Source organism: Shewanella eurypsychrophilus, from assembly GCF_007004545.3.
GTDB lineage: Bacteria > Pseudomonadota > Gammaproteobacteria > Enterobacterales > Shewanellaceae > Shewanella > Shewanella eurypsychrophilus.
Genome location: NZ_CP045503.2, coordinates 2239208 through 2255527, shown reverse-complemented (window position 1 = coordinate 2255527; position 16320 = coordinate 2239208). Strand labels below are relative to the sequence as shown.

At 42.9% G+C, this 16320-nt stretch carries 18 protein-coding genes and 1 riboswitch; of the genes, 2 read left to right on the top strand and 16 right to left on the bottom strand.

Features of this window, described 5'->3' with window-relative positions:
• Positions 1-68: 68 nt before the first annotated feature.
• The 8 genes from FM038_RS09490 to FM038_RS09455 form a co-directional block, all read right to left on the bottom strand.
• Complete coding sequence (locus tag FM038_RS09490; protein ID WP_142870476.1) at positions 69-1292, bottom strand: efflux RND transporter periplasmic adaptor subunit; 1224 nt, start codon at positions 1290-1292, stop codon at positions 69-71.
• Complete coding sequence (locus FM038_RS09485) at positions 1289-2488, bottom strand: efflux RND transporter periplasmic adaptor subunit (protein WP_223293040.1); 1200 nt, start codon at positions 2486-2488, stop codon at positions 1289-1291. Before FM038_RS09485 ends, FM038_RS09490 begins: the two co-directional genes overlap by 4 nt.
• The gene (locus FM038_RS09480; protein WP_142870475.1) at positions 2485-3531 is read right to left on the bottom strand and encodes an HlyD family secretion protein; all 1047 of its coding nucleotides are present in this window, start codon (positions 3529-3531) and stop codon (positions 2485-2487) included. Before FM038_RS09480 ends, FM038_RS09485 begins: the two co-directional genes overlap by 4 nt.
• Before the next feature lie 22 nt (positions 3532-3553).
• Entirely contained in the window at positions 3554-4240 is a 687-nt protein-coding gene (locus tag FM038_RS09475) for an ABC transporter ATP-binding protein (RefSeq protein ID WP_142870474.1), read from the bottom strand.
• 288 nt (positions 4241-4528) lie between these two features.
• A complete protein-coding gene (locus FM038_RS09470; protein WP_142870473.1) occupies positions 4529-4918 on the bottom strand; it encodes a hypothetical protein in 390 nt (129 codons plus the stop codon).
• Between the two features lie 136 nt (positions 4919-5054).
• Positions 5055-5441 carry a hypothetical protein gene (locus FM038_RS09465; RefSeq protein WP_142870624.1) on the bottom strand — a complete coding sequence of 129 codons (387 nt, stop codon included), beginning with the start codon at positions 5439-5441 and terminating at the stop codon, positions 5055-5057.
• A 364-nt stretch (positions 5442-5805) separates the two neighbouring features.
• The gene (locus FM038_RS09460) at positions 5806-6393 is read right to left on the bottom strand and encodes a GNAT family N-acetyltransferase (RefSeq protein WP_142870623.1); all 588 of its coding nucleotides are present in this window, start codon (positions 6391-6393) and stop codon (positions 5806-5808) included.
• A gap of 49 nt (positions 6394-6442) precedes the next feature.
• On the bottom strand, positions 6443-6952 hold the full coding sequence (locus FM038_RS09455; protein WP_142870472.1) for a GNAT family N-acetyltransferase: 510 nt from the start codon (positions 6950-6952) through the stop codon (positions 6443-6445).
• A gap of 73 nt (positions 6953-7025) precedes the next feature.
• On the opposite strand from FM038_RS09455, the gene FM038_RS09450 reads away from it, so the two are divergent.
• Complete coding sequence (locus FM038_RS09450) at positions 7026-7655, top strand: chemotaxis protein (RefSeq protein WP_142870471.1); 630 nt, start codon at positions 7026-7028, stop codon at positions 7653-7655.
• Positions 7656-7750: 95 nt separating this feature from the next.
• A complete protein-coding gene (locus FM038_RS09445; RefSeq protein WP_142870470.1) occupies positions 7751-8491 on the top strand; it encodes an oxygen-binding di-iron domain-containing protein in 741 nt (246 codons plus the stop codon).
• 76 nt (positions 8492-8567) lie between these two features.
• Here FM038_RS09445 and FM038_RS09440 read toward each other — a convergent pair whose 3' ends face one another.
• From FM038_RS09440 to FM038_RS09405, 8 genes are all read right to left on the bottom strand, one after another.
• Positions 8568-9116: an NAD(P)H nitroreductase gene (locus tag FM038_RS09440; RefSeq protein WP_195873236.1), complete on the bottom strand. Its 549-nt coding sequence runs from the start codon at positions 9114-9116 to the stop codon at positions 8568-8570.
• 103 nt (positions 9117-9219) lie between these two features.
• The gene (locus FM038_RS09435; RefSeq protein WP_142870469.1) at positions 9220-9822 is read right to left on the bottom strand and encodes an HvfX family Cu-binding RiPP maturation protein; all 603 of its coding nucleotides are present in this window, start codon (positions 9820-9822) and stop codon (positions 9220-9222) included.
• Positions 9823-9957: 135 nt separating this feature from the next.
• Positions 9958-10983, bottom strand: a complete 1026-nt coding sequence (locus tag FM038_RS09430; protein ID WP_142870468.1) for a phosphotransferase — start codon at positions 10981-10983, stop codon at positions 9958-9960.
• Between the two features lie 23 nt (positions 10984-11006).
• Complete coding sequence (pnuC, locus tag FM038_RS09425) at positions 11007-11648, bottom strand: nicotinamide riboside transporter PnuC (protein ID WP_142870467.1); 642 nt, start codon at positions 11646-11648, stop codon at positions 11007-11009.
• A gap of 99 nt (positions 11649-11747) precedes the next feature.
• Complete coding sequence (locus tag FM038_RS09420; RefSeq protein WP_142870466.1) at positions 11748-12008, bottom strand: hypothetical protein; 261 nt, start codon at positions 12006-12008, stop codon at positions 11748-11750.
• Between the two features lie 191 nt (positions 12009-12199).
• Complete coding sequence (locus FM038_RS09415; RefSeq protein ID WP_142870465.1) at positions 12200-14380, bottom strand: TonB-dependent receptor; 2181 nt, start codon at positions 14378-14380, stop codon at positions 12200-12202.
• 97 nt (positions 14381-14477) lie between these two features.
• A riboswitch (TPP riboswitch) is annotated at positions 14478-14593 on the bottom strand.
• 154 nt (positions 14594-14747) lie between these two features.
• On the bottom strand, positions 14748-15137 hold the full coding sequence (locus tag FM038_RS09410) for a YcfL family putative periplasmic lipoprotein (protein ID WP_142870464.1): 390 nt from the start codon (positions 15135-15137) through the stop codon (positions 14748-14750).
• Positions 15138-15268: 131 nt separating this feature from the next.
• Positions 15269-16306 carry a PaaI family thioesterase gene (locus FM038_RS09405; protein ID WP_142870463.1) on the bottom strand — a complete coding sequence of 346 codons (1038 nt, stop codon included), beginning with the start codon at positions 16304-16306 and terminating at the stop codon, positions 15269-15271.
• Between the last annotated feature and the right edge of the window lie 14 nt (positions 16307-16320).

The window sequence follows — 16320 nt, the reverse complement described above, 5'->3', positions numbered from 1 at the left end:
CTTTGGCGGCGTCGTAATCGCAATCACATCAACTTGGTTCAGCCTCTCGGCGATCACTATGATTATATTCATACTCGGCTCCTTTTTGGAGGCGTCGTGAGTGCAATCACATCCCCTTCGGTCAATCCATCTGTTATCTCTGTGCGATTAAGGCTACGGTTTCCTGGCATCACAACTTGTTTAATAAAACCTGCACTCGTTTTGAGGTAAACCCAATATTGACCCTCTTTTTGAAATAATGCCTGATTAGGCACAGTGAGCACATCTTGCAGATTAAATAGATGTACCTGAGCTTGAACTTGCCTACCCGGCTGCATTATCTCCACTAAGGTTTTGTCTAAACTGATGGTAAATTGAAAGTAGTTAACCGGGCTATCTTTCTCCTTTGGCTTAGCTAGCGCATCGACTTGAGTCACTTTACCTGCAAAAGCTTTATCCGGATAAGCGTCCAGGTAAACCGTTGCGGTTTTACCCAGTGCTAAACCTGCCGCTTCTGACTCCTGCACATACAATTTTGCTTGCATGACTGAAATATCAGGCAGGAGACCAATAGAGAAGCCAGACCACATCATATCGCCAACCACGGGAAACGATCCATCCCAGCCAGCCTGATAAACAAACAAGCCATCATGAGGCGCGATGATCTCCATTTGATTAAGATTGTTCTCAAACCGATTTATCTTAGCTGAGTGACCTTTTTGTTTCAGTTTAATCAACTCCTGTTCTGCATCTGCCTGCTCGCCATGTTTATCGAGTCCCCAATCAAAATAATGCATTTTTGCCACCAAATAATCTTGGTTGCGCATCTGATCGATGATCTCAATCTTGGTATATACCCGCTCATCTTCACTGAAGAAACGCTCGGCTAAATCTTTCTCTTCGCTAGTGATTTGTGTTCCGCTGGATAAGGTTTTACTGATGGTTTTATCTTTCTCTGTTTGCATCTGACTATCAAACGCCAACTTATCGAAGTCAAATTGCTCCATCTTCAAGCGATAGTTTTCACGGGTTGGATCCATTCTGGCAACCACATCACCCGCCCGAACTTGACTAAAGTTATCTAAAATCCAAGCTAAAGACTGCGGCCCTCTAAGGCCCGTTGGTACAATGACTGAGGTAGATTGACTGGCTTCGAGCTCCCCAAGCGCTGGGATATCAACATTAAAATCACCACGAGTTACATTCATCGTCAACACGCCGTCTTGTGACTGCTGACTGCACGCCGTTAACGTCAGCAGTAACAATAAGCCTGCAGAGATTAACTTAGACACGTTTATTACATTATTGATCATGGCAGTAGCACCTCTTGACCCACTTCGAGACCCGAACGAATAGAGACTTGCTCTTTGCCAATAGTTGCTATCCTCACATTTTGCTTGGTCTCACCAAACAGGCTAGGTAAAAGTACATAAGCCTGACCTGCTTCATAATGAACCGCATCGAGAGAAAGCAATAGTTCTTCGGTTTCATTAGCAATATCGATAGAAATTTTAGCTGTCATCCCAGGGCGCATTAGCTCCGTATCAGCTTCAAAAATACTCGCTACGGCATCAAAAATCACCAGCGGGATCTCTTGGTTTTTATGCCTAAAAACAGCACCGAGCTCGATAATTTCTCCATGAAAAACTTTATCCGGATTCGCATCCAGCCTGATTTTTAGCTTCTGACCTAACTTTACCCGGCTAGCTTCTACTTCCGGTATTGTCATGTTCACCTGCATATGATTTAGGTCTGGAATGCTCAGTACCGCATCCCCCATAAAAACAGATTGGCCTTCCTTAATTTTATTACCTTGTGAATCATTACCATAAACCACCATGCCTTCACGAGGCGCGATGAGCGTTAAGGAATCAATGCCTCTTTTTAACGCTGCAACTTCAGAGGCAAATTTTTGCTTATCCCCCTCTAACATCGCTTCTCTTTGCTTGGCACTTTGGTTTTCTAAATCAAGCTTTTTTTCCGTTAAAACCAATTTATCTCTTGCAATAACGGCATCTTTTTCATACTTGATTTTATCTATTTTAGCCACAGTTTCATCAGACAAGTTAAATTTACGTTCAGCCTTTTCAACGTTCATTTGAGCTTCAGCAAGCTCGAGTCTCAATACCTCTAGCCGCTTAGCATTACGTAATTTTGAGGTTGCTATATCTTGTAGCGTCGCATCTAATTTGGCCGCTTTAACCGACAATCTCTGTGTCAGCTCAGAGGTGTCTAACTGTGCAACAAGATCGCCTTGCTTGACCTTAGACCCCTCAGGCGCCAACATTTTTACTTGGTATTGCCAAACCCTACGTATTGAAGGCGGCATCATAGAGACGGTATCCGCAGAGACCAGCTCTCCACTTGCTTCAATGCTTTGAGTTAACACTCCTTTTTCAACAGAAGTTACAGGTTCACCACTGCAGGCTGTCATCAGTATGCTACTAAAAACAAGAGGGAATACCTTAATAAAGCGACAAAAAGGCACAGGGTATAGATGCATCCTCATGTTATATCTCCAGTACTCACTAACACGCTCATGCCGGGTACAATTTTTATGTTGTCACCGGGCTCAAATTTCACTTCAACTTTAAACCAGTTACTATTTCCCCAAGCCATCTTCTTTTGTGCTTGGCGGCCAATCTCTTTGATACTGCCTTTAAAAGGTTTATTGGTCTGAGAGTCGAGCCTCAAGGTGACTGGTGTACCAACAGAGATTTTATCCACATCAACTTCGTTTACCCAAGCGATGACCTCTAACTCTTCCATCGCAGGAACAATGGCAACTTGGCGGCCTATTTGAACCGTATCACCGACGGCGAACTTCTTATCATTACGCGGATCGCTGCCATAAAGTACTGGCCCTTTAATTTCTGCCTTTAGCTCCAATTGCTCTAAACCATTTAACGCCTGTTTGAGTTCCAATTTTGCCCGACTTCTGTCGATGGCTAGCTGCGATTTACTGGCAGATTGTTTATCCAACACTTCTTTCAACGCTTGTTTTACTTTCGATAGCTCACTATGCGCTTGCATAAGCTTAAACTGATTCTCTGCATAATCTTTTGCTGCGATATAATTCGAGGGTACTGCGGCATCCAACTGGCTCTTTTCAAGCTCTGATTGCTTCTGCTTTAGATCAAATTGAGCCTGTAATACACTCGCAGTAAGATCGATATTTTGGCTTTGTTCCTGAGCCGTGACTCTTAAAAGACTTGCTTCTAGCTGCTCTATTTGATTGGCAAGCTGACTCTTGTCAAAAATGACCACGGTCTGACCTGGCTCAGTGATAGTCCCTTCGGGTAACATCCATTGAATTTGGTAACGCCAGGCATCCCCAGCCTTGGGCACCATAAAAGCTTGTGATTGAACTGAAGAGATTTGACCGGTTAATAATAACTGCCGATCACTTTGACTTACCTGCCCTTGCGAAGCTGAAGTTGTCGATGGCTCACCAGCATTTACCGGTACACTAAAAGGTATGGCAAGGCTGACTATCAAGAGCATGGCTGCAGACCACAGCTTAGATTCTATTTCAATAGGTGGTTTGTTCATATAATGCTTTCTAATGACACGTTTAGGCGGCATAAGCGCCTCGCTCTTCAATTTCAACAATGCTGCCATCACGCATGCGGATCACTCGCTGTGCATAAGCTGCGACTTCCTCTTCATGCGTCACTAAGATAATGGTTTGCCCGGCTTTATGTAACTCAGTAAACAGCTCCATGATCTCAACGGATGTTTTACTATCCAGTGCCCCTGTCGGTTCATCAGCCAGCAAAATAGCCGGTTTATTCACCAGAGCACGAGCTATCGCCACTCTTTGCCTTTGCCCACCAGAAAGTTGATTGGGTCGATGATCTTGTCGCGTACCAAGACCCACTCTCGTCAATAGCTCAGTTGCATAACGGGTATCATCATTAGGAGGTGAAGCAAACCTTAAGGGAAGTAAAACATTTTGCAGCGCGCTCATTCTTGGCAGCAGGTGAAAACTTTGAAATACAAAGCCTATGTCTTTATTACGAACTGCAGATAAGGCGTCATCATCAAGACTGGCCACTTCCTGAGTATTCAATTGATAACTGCCGGAGCTGGGCTTATCTAAACAACCTATGATATTCATCAAGGTTGATTTTCCAGAACCAGATGGTCCCATGATAGCCACAAATTCATTTTTCTTAATGGTGAAGTCAACGCCTCTGAGCGCAAAAACTGACGCGTCACCCATCTGATATTCTTTAGTTAATCCACTGACTTTAATCATAATATTATCTTATCCACACACATACTCAATCTCTGGAATTTTGTTTCCAGTTATATTTTCATCAAAACCGGTGTTCGGCTTTTTATCTCTACCACACAAAAGAGTGTTATAAGCGCATCAAGTTCAATGATTATTTCGATATTTAGGGTATATACAATGCCTGACAAAGAAGCGGGCATGCAATTGAATTTAATTAACTTTGCAAAGCAATCAAATAATAAGGGAGAAGGGAGTCACATAAGATCAATAAATATGAACCAACAAACGGTTTCAATTTAGCGCTGCGATTTAGTTAAGATAGATCCCCATAAGGCTCAATGCAGAAATAGCTGAAAACAAACTCCACTGAAAAAGGTGTTTAAATGGTGATTTAATATCACTAACAAAAGCGATGTAAATCTGCCAAATAGCGAATAATGCAAAGTTGAGTGCAACAAATAGCACCAGACTTATCCCTTGCATATAGGCCACGAGATCTAAACCGCAACCAGCGAGTACTAGCGTCGACAGCACCAGAAACGCAGATACATAATGAAAAACACAATGTATGACTGCTTTTGCAACAGGATCGAAAGAAGCATTAAGCATAGGTTTGAGGTAGTTCGTCACCCCGTAAGTAAAATGCCCCACACAAGTCGTTAAACTCAATATTGCTGCTGCGATAAAAAAATAGTTCATTGAGTTCCTTAAGCGGGGTTTAGCACCTGAAATATCGGCTATATATGATAGACAGTATAAAGCTTAACTTTATTGCAAAAAAGAGCCAGCAGGCTCTTTTTTATTAGGATAATTGACGCTGTATCACTGCGGCGACTTACATGGTTGCCATGATCCAATAATCCAGCCTTTTCTGAGGCTCAGCAAGTAACGATTTACAACTATCTTTATACTTACCCATCAATCTTCCTAAGCTCTTATTATCTGGTAGAGCAGCTAACTGTTTCTGCTGAACCTCAGACAAGACATCTGCAACGGCTTCATCAGACTGATACTTTTGCGCCAAAGTAAGCGCTTCAATAGAGGTATTCTTCAATCTATCCCCCACAGCTTTCATCTGTGGAGCATCCATTTTTGCTATCGCATCAGAGCTAATTTGATAGTAAGAAGCACATTCAATGACTTCATTACTGAAAATAATTTCAGCTTCAGAGGGAGCCGCTTTAACAGAAGTTTGCACCAACAAGACTAGTGGTAAGCTCATCAGGGTAGTTTTAGCAAGCTTTCGAGTCGTGTTCTTCTTAAAGGCGAAGGGGGAGGCTGAAGTCGACATTATGATTCCTTTTTATTACTCAACGCACTGAAGCTAGATCAGGCACAAATTGAGCATGTTGGCTCTAGACGTTATAATAGTAGCAATACATTTCTTAAGCGGTTGAAATTAAATCTATTCAAGCTCATTAACGTTTTACTAGTTTAGTAGAGCCTAAATATTAAGTCAGTCATCTAAAATGTCTAGTTCTTTTTCCCTTCGATGCGCTAAGAGTCAGATTGTAGATCTAATTTGATATCGGATAAAATGATCGCGATGCACGAATACCACACACATCAGTGACCAGTAAATTCATTTAATCTATCGAATATTGCTGCAATCTAAACTGTAAATCCTGCTTTACCCTTGGCCATTCCTTGTCGATGATAGAGTACACAACAGTATCTCTAACTGTGCCATCTTTGAGCAGCTTATGATTGCGTAGCACACCATCTTGTTTTGCCCCCAATCGAGTAATAGCCTCCCTCGATGCTTGATTGTGCCAATGTGTTCTGAATTCCACCGCCATCACATCTAACGTCTCAAAGGCATAACTAAGCAATAGTCGCTTTGCTTCACTATTTATTCCGGTTTTTTGTGCTCGCTTTGCATACCAGGTATAGCCAATTTCAAGACGTCGGTTGGCTTGATCCCACGAACAGATCCGAGTCGAACCTATCACCTCACCAGAACGTTTATCCCTAACGGCAAACGCTAATGCTTCACCCTGTTTTTCAGCTGCTTGAGCAGATTCAACATACGCTTTCATCTCATCAGGGTGAGGGACACTGGTAAACCAAAGCAGCCAAAGTTCACCATCTGTCACAGCTAATGATAAGGCGGGGACATGCTCTAATGTTAATGGTTCTAAAACAACTAATTCGCCTGCTAAACACTCTGCCATAACTGCATTTTCCACTTTTCTCTCCCTAGCCTTTTAGAGGATAGCCTGATTAATAGATATTTAATCGATATAACAATACTTCTGAGTCATCCTCATCCCAATGTAAAACTGAATCAAACACCATACCCAGTTTTTCAAGTACCGCGATTGACGGATCATTTCCAGGACTCACAATTCCTAGCAACTGACTGATAGCTAAGCGCTTACTGTACTCCACAACCGCAAGTGAGGATTCGATAGCATAGCCCTTCCCCCAAAATGCAGGCAGAAAAGCATAACCTAAATCTGGCTCATCGAGCTGAGGTCGCTTTACCAGGCCACATAAGCCTATAGCCTCTCCACTCTCTTTACGTTCAACCAAGTAAAGGCCAAAACCATTTTGTTGATAGCTAGATATAGGTCCATCGATGAGGTAAGTTTCAGCTTGAAGCAGATCTCTCACTCCTCTATCGCCAATATTATCGATAAAACCAGGGGTGTTAAGTAGCTCTAAGATAAATTCAGCATCCGTCAATCTTACATGTCTTAATCTCAACCTAGTCGTTTCTAAAACAATCAATTTTTGTTCCTAAGCCTTTGACTTACTTTATATCGACTATACTTGTTTCAGTCACGCAGAGGAAGCTAGAACTATGTCAAGGAAACGCACTCAAGTCAGTCAATATTACGTGATTGCCGCCGTTGTCGCTGCAGAATTAAACCACACTCTAACCTATTGTAAACAAATAAATCTTACCGCTAGCAATGCCCAAGCAGCCTCCTCAAGGGTGGGCAATGCCGCCTTAGGCTTTAAAGCATTAACAGGTTTTATTGATGACCTTGCCTCCTACACCATGAAGGCGGCAACAGACATTAATACTTTAGCGCACTCAGCCAGTAAGCTGGCAACGGATACCGCAAGAGCAGCAACCGCACTTAAACACTTCGAAAAAGCCAAACGAAATGCAACACAAGCAAAATATGCTGCAAGTATGGAACCCGCTGTAACAAAAACCGCCAACCTTTACGCTCAGTTACAGAAGTCATTTCAAGGGTTAATCACTCAGATGGAACTACAACTGCACGAGTTAAAGAGAAACTTGCGAACAGCTAACATCTTAGCCTCAATCTGCAGAATAGAAGCATGCAGAGTTGATATTGCCAATCAAGCCACCTTTAACGATGTCGCTAACCGTGTCGATAGCGTTGCAAATCAGATACGTCAGCGTGTCGATAATGCCATAGCATTATTTGATACTTCGCCATCCTCTGAAGCCGCCTAAACAATAATTAAATATATAAAATTCAGCCTCGATAGCAATTACTGAGGCTGTTGTAAAAATTATGGACACTCATTTTTAACAGGGAGCTAGAACAGATGAAAAGCCAGTTAATCGTTGAAACCCCCACTCACCAGTGGATCTACTTTGGCAGAGATCCTGAAAAACCCGATAAAATAATCGATACCAATCAATATATGCTGGTGACAGAAAATAAAGCCCTATTGATGGACCCTGGTGGTATTGAACTATTTGCGCCTATGCTGGCGAACATAGTTAAACATATACCTTTGGAGAAACTCACCCACCTTTTTGCCTCTCATCAAGATCCAGACATCATCTCTTCTCTTGGATTATGGGATCAAACATTGCCAGGTGCTAAGCTCTACTCTCCTTGGCTGTGGGAAGGATTTATTCGACATTTTGGCATGCACAACATTAGCTATGAAGCGATACCAGATGAAGGCAGCAGGCTATTACTCGATCAGGTTGAAGTGCAATTTATTCCGGCACATTACCTACACGCTTCAGGTAATTTCCATGTTTACGATCCAGCAGCGAAAATATTAATGTCTGGCGACGTAGGCGCTGCACTTGAAGATCATAATGTCGATATATTCGTCGATGACTTTGAAGAACACACTAAAAAGATGAGTTATTTCCACCAAAGGTGGATGCCATCAAATAGTGCTAAAAATGATTGGATAACTAGAGTCAGAAAGCTCGATATCGATTATTTATGTCCACAACATGGTCGTATCTTTAAAGGAGAGCAAGTGGGTCAGTTTCTTGATTGGTTTGAGAAGTTGGATGTGGGTCTGGCAATATCAGGGAGGTGATCCATCGCTGGCTAACTAAATGAACTAAATGCCCCATCACTATACACTGGGGCATCTCACCAATAGTTAACCTATTTTAAAGATAGCGCACGAACTCATCGCAAGCCTTACTCGATTTTATTGGCGCCTTTATTGCTGGCGTCCCCAAGTAAAGAAAACCAACAATTTGGTCATCCGCAGATAAGCCTAAATCTTGGTGAACCCCTTTATCAAATGCAAACTCTCCGGTACGCCATATGCCACCGAGTCCCATAGCAAAAGCCGCTTGTTGCATCGCCATCGTTGCACAACCAGCAGCGATTAACTGCTCTAGTTCTGGCACCTTAGCATGGAGCTTAGGTTTTGCCACAACGGCAATGACCATAGGTGCCCTAAGCGGCATAGATTGGGCTTTAATTTGCTTAGCGTCATCGCCACCATTTTTTATCACCGCATCAAGAAATATGTTACCTAAACGAGAAAGTCCTTCTCCTTGGGCGATAATAAACTCCCAAGGAGTCAAGCCTGCATGATCGGGGACGCGCATGCCAGCATCTAATATCGTCTTGAGTTGTTGTTCATTGGGAGCGGGCTCAACCAAGCGTGGGCAAGATTGTCGAGTTAACAGTAATTCTGTCGCGTCCAAGAGAGCATCCTTTGATTTAAGTTACGTGCAAAACAGAATAACAAAGGCATTAAAAAAATCCCACCAAATTGGTGGGATTTACTTTATAAGGAAATATTGCAAACTAATCAGCTGTATTGCTTATGAAGCGTTTACGCAGAAAATAATCCACACTGGTATAACGCCCGCCCCCTAAAGCAATTAAGGCCAACAGCATAATCGAATAAGTGACAGCAAACTCGATACCATTATTTAGGATGACAAAATTACCTGAACTCGTTAGCCATTCGTAATTTCCATGTTCCTGTAAAATAGTCTTAGCGGCACTGAGTTTCTCACCCGCAGCCAATACCTGATCATTTGCCAGCCAAGAGCCACCATCGGCTATCGCTAACCAGCCATTATTCCAATGCACTGAAAATGCAGCTACCAGCATGGTTGCTAGCAAGGGGATTGAGATAAGCCGTGTGGCTAAACCTATGATCAATAAGAAACCACCGAAAAACTCAGTTCCAGCCGCCATGGCTACCATCACTTCGGGCATAGGCAGACCTAGCCCCCAGTCAGGATTGCCAAACCAGGCAACTGTATCGCTAAAGTGAGATAACTTGTTATAACCCGCCTGCATTAAAACAGGCGCGAGATATAACCTCAGGGCTAAGGGAGCCAGTCCCGATATTTGTTCCATTAACCCTAAAAATTTTTTATATGCGTTGACCACTAACATGTTTGCTCCTTTCTATCTCTATTGACAGAATAGACCATGTTGAAGCCATTTATCTTTCACTTGTTCATTCATATCACTTCTATCGTCTTTTTAATAAACAGAAATGCATAAATGCCGCTGCAGGCAGACTATATTTTACTCATGTTTTTGTATTAGCGCATAAAACTGTTTGAAACACTCTAGGTATTGCGATGCCTGATGAGGAGAAGCTCGTTCTTGTTCCACCATAACACCTGAGTTACCGACTTCATCTGCAGCCATTAATAATGACCAGCATGCGGCAAAGACCCAGTAAATATTAATAGCATCTGGCAGTGAATCTCTTGCCGTTGAAGTGAGTTTGGGGTGATTAGTCAAATATGCTTCGATTAAATGATGTCGTTGGCAGGTCGATAATGCGTGACTCGACAATACGCCAGCAAGATCAAACAAGGGATGTGAACTACATGCATATTCGAAATCAATACAGTACAACTTACCTTCTCTGAGCAGTAAATTATGAGGATTAAGATCTCTATGACTATACTGCTCAGCGGTTGCACATTTATCCAATTTGGATAACCATTGCCTAATAATATCTTGCAGAGACATCAGCGCATGGTGACACTCATGCCAATGCTCTGTAATGGATGAAAACTCCATAACACTGGCCATGTCTTGCATCGACTCTTGGTAAATAGCCCACTGTTTAGACACTGATAGGCTATTTTCAGGACATGGAAGCTCAGACAGCTGAGTTAATAAAGATAGCAGTGCAAGATCAGCATCGGGCCAGAGCACCGACTCCTCGAGCAAAGGATATGCCGATTTAGCCGTGTTCAAACACCCCCAAAGTCCTGTGTCCTGCTCGATATATTCACTGAGATAATATTTCATATCTTGGCTGACATAGTACAGAGAGGGTGCGAGTCCTTTCTTTGCGGCTATCAGCCAATTAGTCACCTCTGCACCACGATCACAAATATGGCTACTTGCAGCAGAGTTCACTCTAAGCACCCAAGCTTTCCCCGTTAAAAACTCACGAAACAGGTAATTTTGATTACTGAGACCGTGTGTGAGTACGTTTACGTCTAACGATTTTGATAAGGGTAGCCCCGCTTGCTCCAATTCAAGTTTCACTGTTTCTGAGAGCGTAACGAATAAGTCTTGAACTGGAACCATCACAACTTCCTAATAATTATCAGTTAAGCACGACTCTCTTTGACTTGCTCACTCATCGCGGTACGCCAAAGGAAATAACCCCCGATAGCCATCCCTACATACATGATAAACAACAGAGAAGTCAGCATGAGTCCTTTTTGCAAATAAAGGTAGATGGACACAAAATCTATCACCACCCAATACAGCCAGTTTTCTAATACTTTTTTAGCCACTAAATAGGTGGTCATCACCGCGAAACAGGTCGTAGCCGCGTCTAAGTAAGCAAACGATGCTTGGGTATAGGTAGACATCAGATAACCGACTACAACAGAGATTATCGCAGTCACAGATATTAATTTAACGTGGCGCTGTAAGCTCCAGGAAATGACACCTATCGCCGCATCGCCACTCCGCCCTTTTGTCCATTGGTTAAAGCCATAGACAGCCATTGCCATATAATAGACATTAAGGACAGACTCCATCAGGAGTGATACTTTCCAAAAAAGTGCAGTGTAAATTGCCGTGCTAGCGAATGCAGCAACCCAGCACCAGATACTGCCTTTCATTGCCAATACCAGATAGGCGGCAGCCAATACAACGGCAATAGCCTCCCACGCGGTTAAAGCCGTCGCTTCAATCAAGGCAACATCGATTGTACTTAGCAGTGCCGACCAAAAGTCCATCATAAATGACCCCGAAATTGTATTACCTAGACCAAAACAGATACTCGCCAGGATCAGTGATCTGGCGAGTATAATTTCAACATAACATTGAACAGAATAAGGCTATTGCGTGTGCGAGAGGTTTAACTCACCACCAATAAACTTGCATACAAACACAGCTTTGCCCCATTTTACATGAGCCGCTTCCATCTCAGTAGCAAGCATTGCCATGACGTCGCGATATTCACCACACACTTGTGTTGCCATGGCATTGGTTTTACGTTCGATATTGTCGTAACTATCTAAACGATCGATAAACCATAAAATAGGATCTAAATAATTATCTTGCAGTGGGTAGCAACTAATCTCGGCTGTTAATTTCATTTCTTGACCTCAGGTGACACGCTTCATATAAGCTGCCACCACAATTAAATAAATAACTCACTCGTAAATCACTCAATAGCTAAGGTAACAGACATTTCAATCAAGTTTGAAGAGAGTGCGCGGAGTTTATAAGCATAAATGAGCACTCTCGACAAAAAATTGATTATAAATGGCAATAGCTGAGTATTGAGTTACATAAACTTGACGTTTACGGTCAGCCCTAGCTGGCGCGGATCACCGTAGCGTATATATTGCTTGTCTGCCCAGTCTTGATCTGGCTCGTTGCCAAAGTAAAAACCTCGGGTACCGTATTGTTCATCAGATAAGTTCTTACCCCAAAGGTAAGCAGACCATATATCGGTTTCATAACCGACACGGGCATTGAAGATGATATAAGCTTCAGACTTAGACTCGTTACTGTCTGAATAATAAAAATCACTCTTACCACTGGTGGTCAAGTTAGCGAACCAACCAGAGTCGGTGCGATAAGTCGCCCCTGCACTGTAAGTAAAGTTTGGTGAATGAGCCAGTTCGCGACCAGTCAGATCCACCGTTCCACCATACTTATCTTGATAAGCATAATCACCATATGCAGTTTCTAGCCAACCTAGGCTGGCATAAAATGTAAGATCCGATGTTGCATACCAATTGGCATCAAGTTCGGCACCATAATTATGTGAACTGCCTGCATTTTCAGTGAAGAGGATAAACTTTTGCGGTTCTTCAGGGTTCTGAAGTGATGCTGAAACTTGCTGATCACGTCTGTCCATATAAAATAATGAAAAATTCGTACTGGCATCACCATCAAGCCAAATAGATTTAAGGCCTATTTCATAGTTATATAAAGTTTCGGTATCATACTCTTTCTTGTCTGACAGCTCAGCTGGCAATGACATATTGAAACCACCCGCCTTATAACCTCTAGCGATTCGTGCATAAGTTTCATGACTGTCACTTAACGACTTACTCAAGGCAATATGCCCGCCCCACATGGTCTCACCAGGACTAAACTCATCACCGGCACTGTCACTGTAATCGCTGTCACGTCGTTCGACTCTCAGACCGAAGGACAAGGCATAACCCGCACCGAGATCTGAATCTAATTGGCCAAATACGGCAGTATTATTCGCTTCATATTCGGCAGCAAGCGTGTCTAACCAGCCGTTATAATCTTCAACTGTGTCGTTGTCTTCAGTTAAGCGCATACCATAAACACCCAGTAACCAATCTGTGCTACCAGAAAAGATACGTCCAGCTTCAGTTGAGCTGAGTCTAAACTCTTGGCTAATGGTATTTCGCTCCCCTTCTTTATCCCAGGTATAATCGAATTGGCAAGGCTCACCGCCACAATCCAGTCCGCCCCAGTAATCAGGGTTTGCCCAATCACCATCATAATTATAGTGAGTCTGAGAGTTAGCATATGATGTTAAAGAAACGAGTTCGAACTGCTCGGCACCTGAATAGGTAAACTTAAGCGAGCTACCTGTGGTGCGCTGCTTATCGACGCCTGGCGCGTCTGTTAGGGTATTCTCACCATTATTATCTAAGGTCCACACATCATAGCCATTATCATAGTCAGCATGAAGCAGGGTCAAATCTATCTGTAAATCATCTGTGGCATACCAACGCAATTTCGCCCGGCCGGTAAACTCATCCCGGGCATTGGTATCGTCACGTTCAAGATAAAGGTTATTTTGATAACCATTTTGCTGATGTTGCTGCAGTGACACTCGGTAGAGTAACTTTCCTGAATCCGTCAGAGGTCCAGAGCTAAAACCACTGAACGTAGTGAGATTATCATCACCTACTGAGACTTCTGCACCATGTTCAAATTCATCGGTAGGGTCGTTACTCTTAAGGTAAATCAAGCCAGCCAACGCATTGGCGCCATAACGTGTGCCTTGAGGGCCACGCAGCACTTCAACTTGTTGTAGGTCATACATGCTCGATACCATGCCAAGACCTGACATATCGATATCATCTATGATGTAGCCGACAGATGAATTGGGGGCGCCTTGATATTCTTCCTGCTCACCGACACCACGAATTTGGAAGTATTTAGGACGAGAACTACCACCCGACCAGTTAAAGTTAGCGATAGAATTAAGCACATCTTCGAAATGTTGTGCACCTTCATCTTCAATTTGCTGCTGATCGATAACCGTAATGCTTGATGGCATCTTGTCTAAGCTAGAACCGCGAAAATCAGACGTCACCACAATGACTTCCATCTCATCGGAGCTGGCTAACGTTTCAGGTTGTTCTGCAGCCAGTGCAAAATTACTCGCCAATACGCTAGATACTGCTAACGCTACCGGAGAGACTCTTTTTAAGAGGCTAGAATCAAAAGATAAAAATTTAAATGTATACATAGGACCCCAAATTATATTTTGAGATCCGGCAACTGGAAAAGCGAGAAAGGATAATCGTGGTCGACTACAGATGCTCTATAAGAACATCACGAATACATCAAACCTATTGGCCCATTCCTACGCCGGTATAAGCCGGATCAGGTTCAAAGGGTTTGTCATATGACATCTCAGAAACAGTCAAATAATGTGACTGCCTCACCCCTTGGCAAACGGGATTATACATGAATCATACAAATTGTTGACAAAGATATGTCACCAAATGGGCAATTTACAGTACTTGGATCAAAAAAACGTCAGCTTGGCTGACGTTTTAATTAAATAATAGCTTGAGTAACTAGGGTGAAGCATCGAAATAAGCCGTTACCGACTAATTAGAAAAGGCTTTTCTCACATAAATTTCATAGCGAACGGCATTGGCATTTGGTGCTGCTGCGGTAACTTGCATGCGCTGCATACCATGTAGCTTCAATGACTTCCAAGAGCTGCCATCATCTTCTAGTGTATAGCCATTGATATCATACCAAGTAAATTTATACTGAAGCCTTAAGTCAGTAGATACCTTACTCATGATAACGCCAGCACCCTGTAGCAGATCGCCTTGCTGACGTGCTTTAAGCTGGTCAACGCCAACCTTACTCGCAAAGCTGCTATTATCAACACGGATCTCCCCCGTTGAACTGGCCATCACACCGGCAGTATGTTGTGCACATGCGGTGATAACCATGACTGACACAAAAGCCAACAGTAATTTCTTCATCTTATCGCTCCAAACTATTCATACATGTTTATCACGGCCTAACACAGAGCCAGTATATTTTATATCAGCTTAACGTAAACCAGAACTCACTTAACCACAAAGAGAAAGTAAAATCTTGCTTATTTTCTAGATTAATCAATCAAGAAATGCGCCCTTGCCGTAGCAATCAGTTTTTTACGACTGGTTTGCCAGCAATTAATGCTCACATTGGCAACTCGTCGTCCTTGGCGGGTGATTTTACATTCGGCAAACGTATCTTTATGGTAACCCGCCCTCAAGTAGTCAATGGAAAAGTCGACGACTTTGGGGACTTTCGATGTATTCATAAACACCATGAGTTGCACAATAGCAGACATTTCCATAAATCCAGCAATCACACCACCATGAATGGCGGGCAATATCGGGTTGCCAATATTGTCATCTTTTGCTGGCAGCCTGAATACCAATTCGTCACCGAAACGCTCAACACTCATGCCAATAAAGTTAGTGTAAGGAACATGCCCTAAAAGATGGCCAAAATCATTCAACTCGGTGGCCTTCTTTACCATTTCCTTTACGTCTAACTCTTTACCATCGAGCTGTTTAACATCTAACGCTTGTCTATCTGGGGCGATAGATTTGGCTAATGGTGTTTCTCGGATAGTACTTTCTTCTGCAATGGGCTCAGCTGCTGTTTTTTGCTGACCTAATAGCGCCTGGCGAAAATCATCACCAATCATCTCTGGGCTTATGCGCATAAAAGAGCCTACCGCATGGGCAATGGGATCATCAATCGAATCTTGATAAGCAATGGCTCGGGTAAAAGAAACACTCGATGAGATTTTATAACACTCTGCAAAACCATAAACAGGCTTGTTAGGCTCTGCAGGCTTCATGTAGTCGACCCTAAGGTCTAATGTCGGCGATAGTTCTAACGACTTGTATTCATCGTAAATAGCGCAGACAACGGCACTTCCACTGGCTGTGTCCATTAAAGTGGTGATCACACCACCATGAATAACCCCAGTATCAGGATAACCGATTAATTCGGTACTGTAAGGCAACTCTATAAGCACATGATGCTCACTGGCCTCATGTACTTTGAGTTTTAATCGGCGACATTGAACAAGCTGTTCGACAAAACGTGTCGCAATTTGTGTCAAAGGGAAAAAATCTGAATTAACCTGCATGACTAACCGCTCAT

Excerpts from the sequence above, each read along its gene's own strand:
- FM038_RS09490 (WP_142870476.1), bottom strand. The coding sequence starts at position 1,292 with ATGATCAATAATGTAATAAACGTGTCTAAGTTAATCTCTGCAGGCTTA.
- FM038_RS09485 (WP_223293040.1), bottom strand. The coding sequence starts at position 2,488 with ATGAGGATGCATCTATACCCTGTGCCTTTTTGTCGCTTTATTAAGGTA.
- FM038_RS09480 (WP_142870475.1), bottom strand. The coding sequence starts at position 3,531 with ATGAACAAACCACCTATTGAAATAGAATCTAAGCTGTGGTCTGCAGCC.
- FM038_RS09475 (WP_142870474.1), bottom strand. The coding sequence starts at position 4,240 with ATGATTAAAGTCAGTGGATTAACTAAAGAATATCAGATGGGTGACGCG.
- FM038_RS09470 (WP_142870473.1), bottom strand. The coding sequence starts at position 4,918 with ATGAACTATTTTTTTATCGCAGCAGCAATATTGAGTTTAACGACTTGT.
- FM038_RS09465 (WP_142870624.1), bottom strand. The coding sequence starts at position 5,441 with ATGAGCTTACCACTAGTCTTGTTGGTGCAAACTTCTGTTAAAGCGGCT.
- FM038_RS09460 (WP_142870623.1), bottom strand. The coding sequence starts at position 6,393 with ATGGCAGAGTGTTTAGCAGGCGAATTAGTTGTTTTAGAACCATTAACA.
- FM038_RS09450 (WP_142870471.1), top strand. The coding sequence starts at position 7,026 with ATGTCAAGGAAACGCACTCAAGTCAGTCAATATTACGTGATTGCCGCC.
- FM038_RS09445 (WP_142870470.1), top strand. The coding sequence starts at position 7,751 with ATGAAAAGCCAGTTAATCGTTGAAACCCCCACTCACCAGTGGATCTAC.
- FM038_RS09435 (WP_142870469.1), bottom strand. The coding sequence starts at position 9,822 with ATGTTAGTGGTCAACGCATATAAAAAATTTTTAGGGTTAATGGAACAA.
- FM038_RS09430 (WP_142870468.1), bottom strand. The coding sequence starts at position 10,983 with ATGGTTCCAGTTCAAGACTTATTCGTTACGCTCTCAGAAACAGTGAAA.
- pnuC (WP_142870467.1), bottom strand. The coding sequence starts at position 11,648 with ATGATGGACTTTTGGTCGGCACTGCTAAGTACAATCGATGTTGCCTTG.
- FM038_RS09420 (WP_142870466.1), bottom strand. The coding sequence starts at position 12,008 with ATGAAATTAACAGCCGAGATTAGTTGCTACCCACTGCAAGATAATTAT.
- FM038_RS09415 (WP_142870465.1), bottom strand. The coding sequence starts at position 14,380 with ATGTATACATTTAAATTTTTATCTTTTGATTCTAGCCTCTTAAAAAGA.
- FM038_RS09410 (WP_142870464.1), bottom strand. The coding sequence starts at position 15,137 with ATGAAGAAATTACTGTTGGCTTTTGTGTCAGTCATGGTTATCACCGCA.
- FM038_RS09405 (WP_142870463.1), bottom strand. The coding sequence starts at position 16,306 with ATGCAGGTTAATTCAGATTTTTTCCCTTTGACACAAATTGCGACACGT.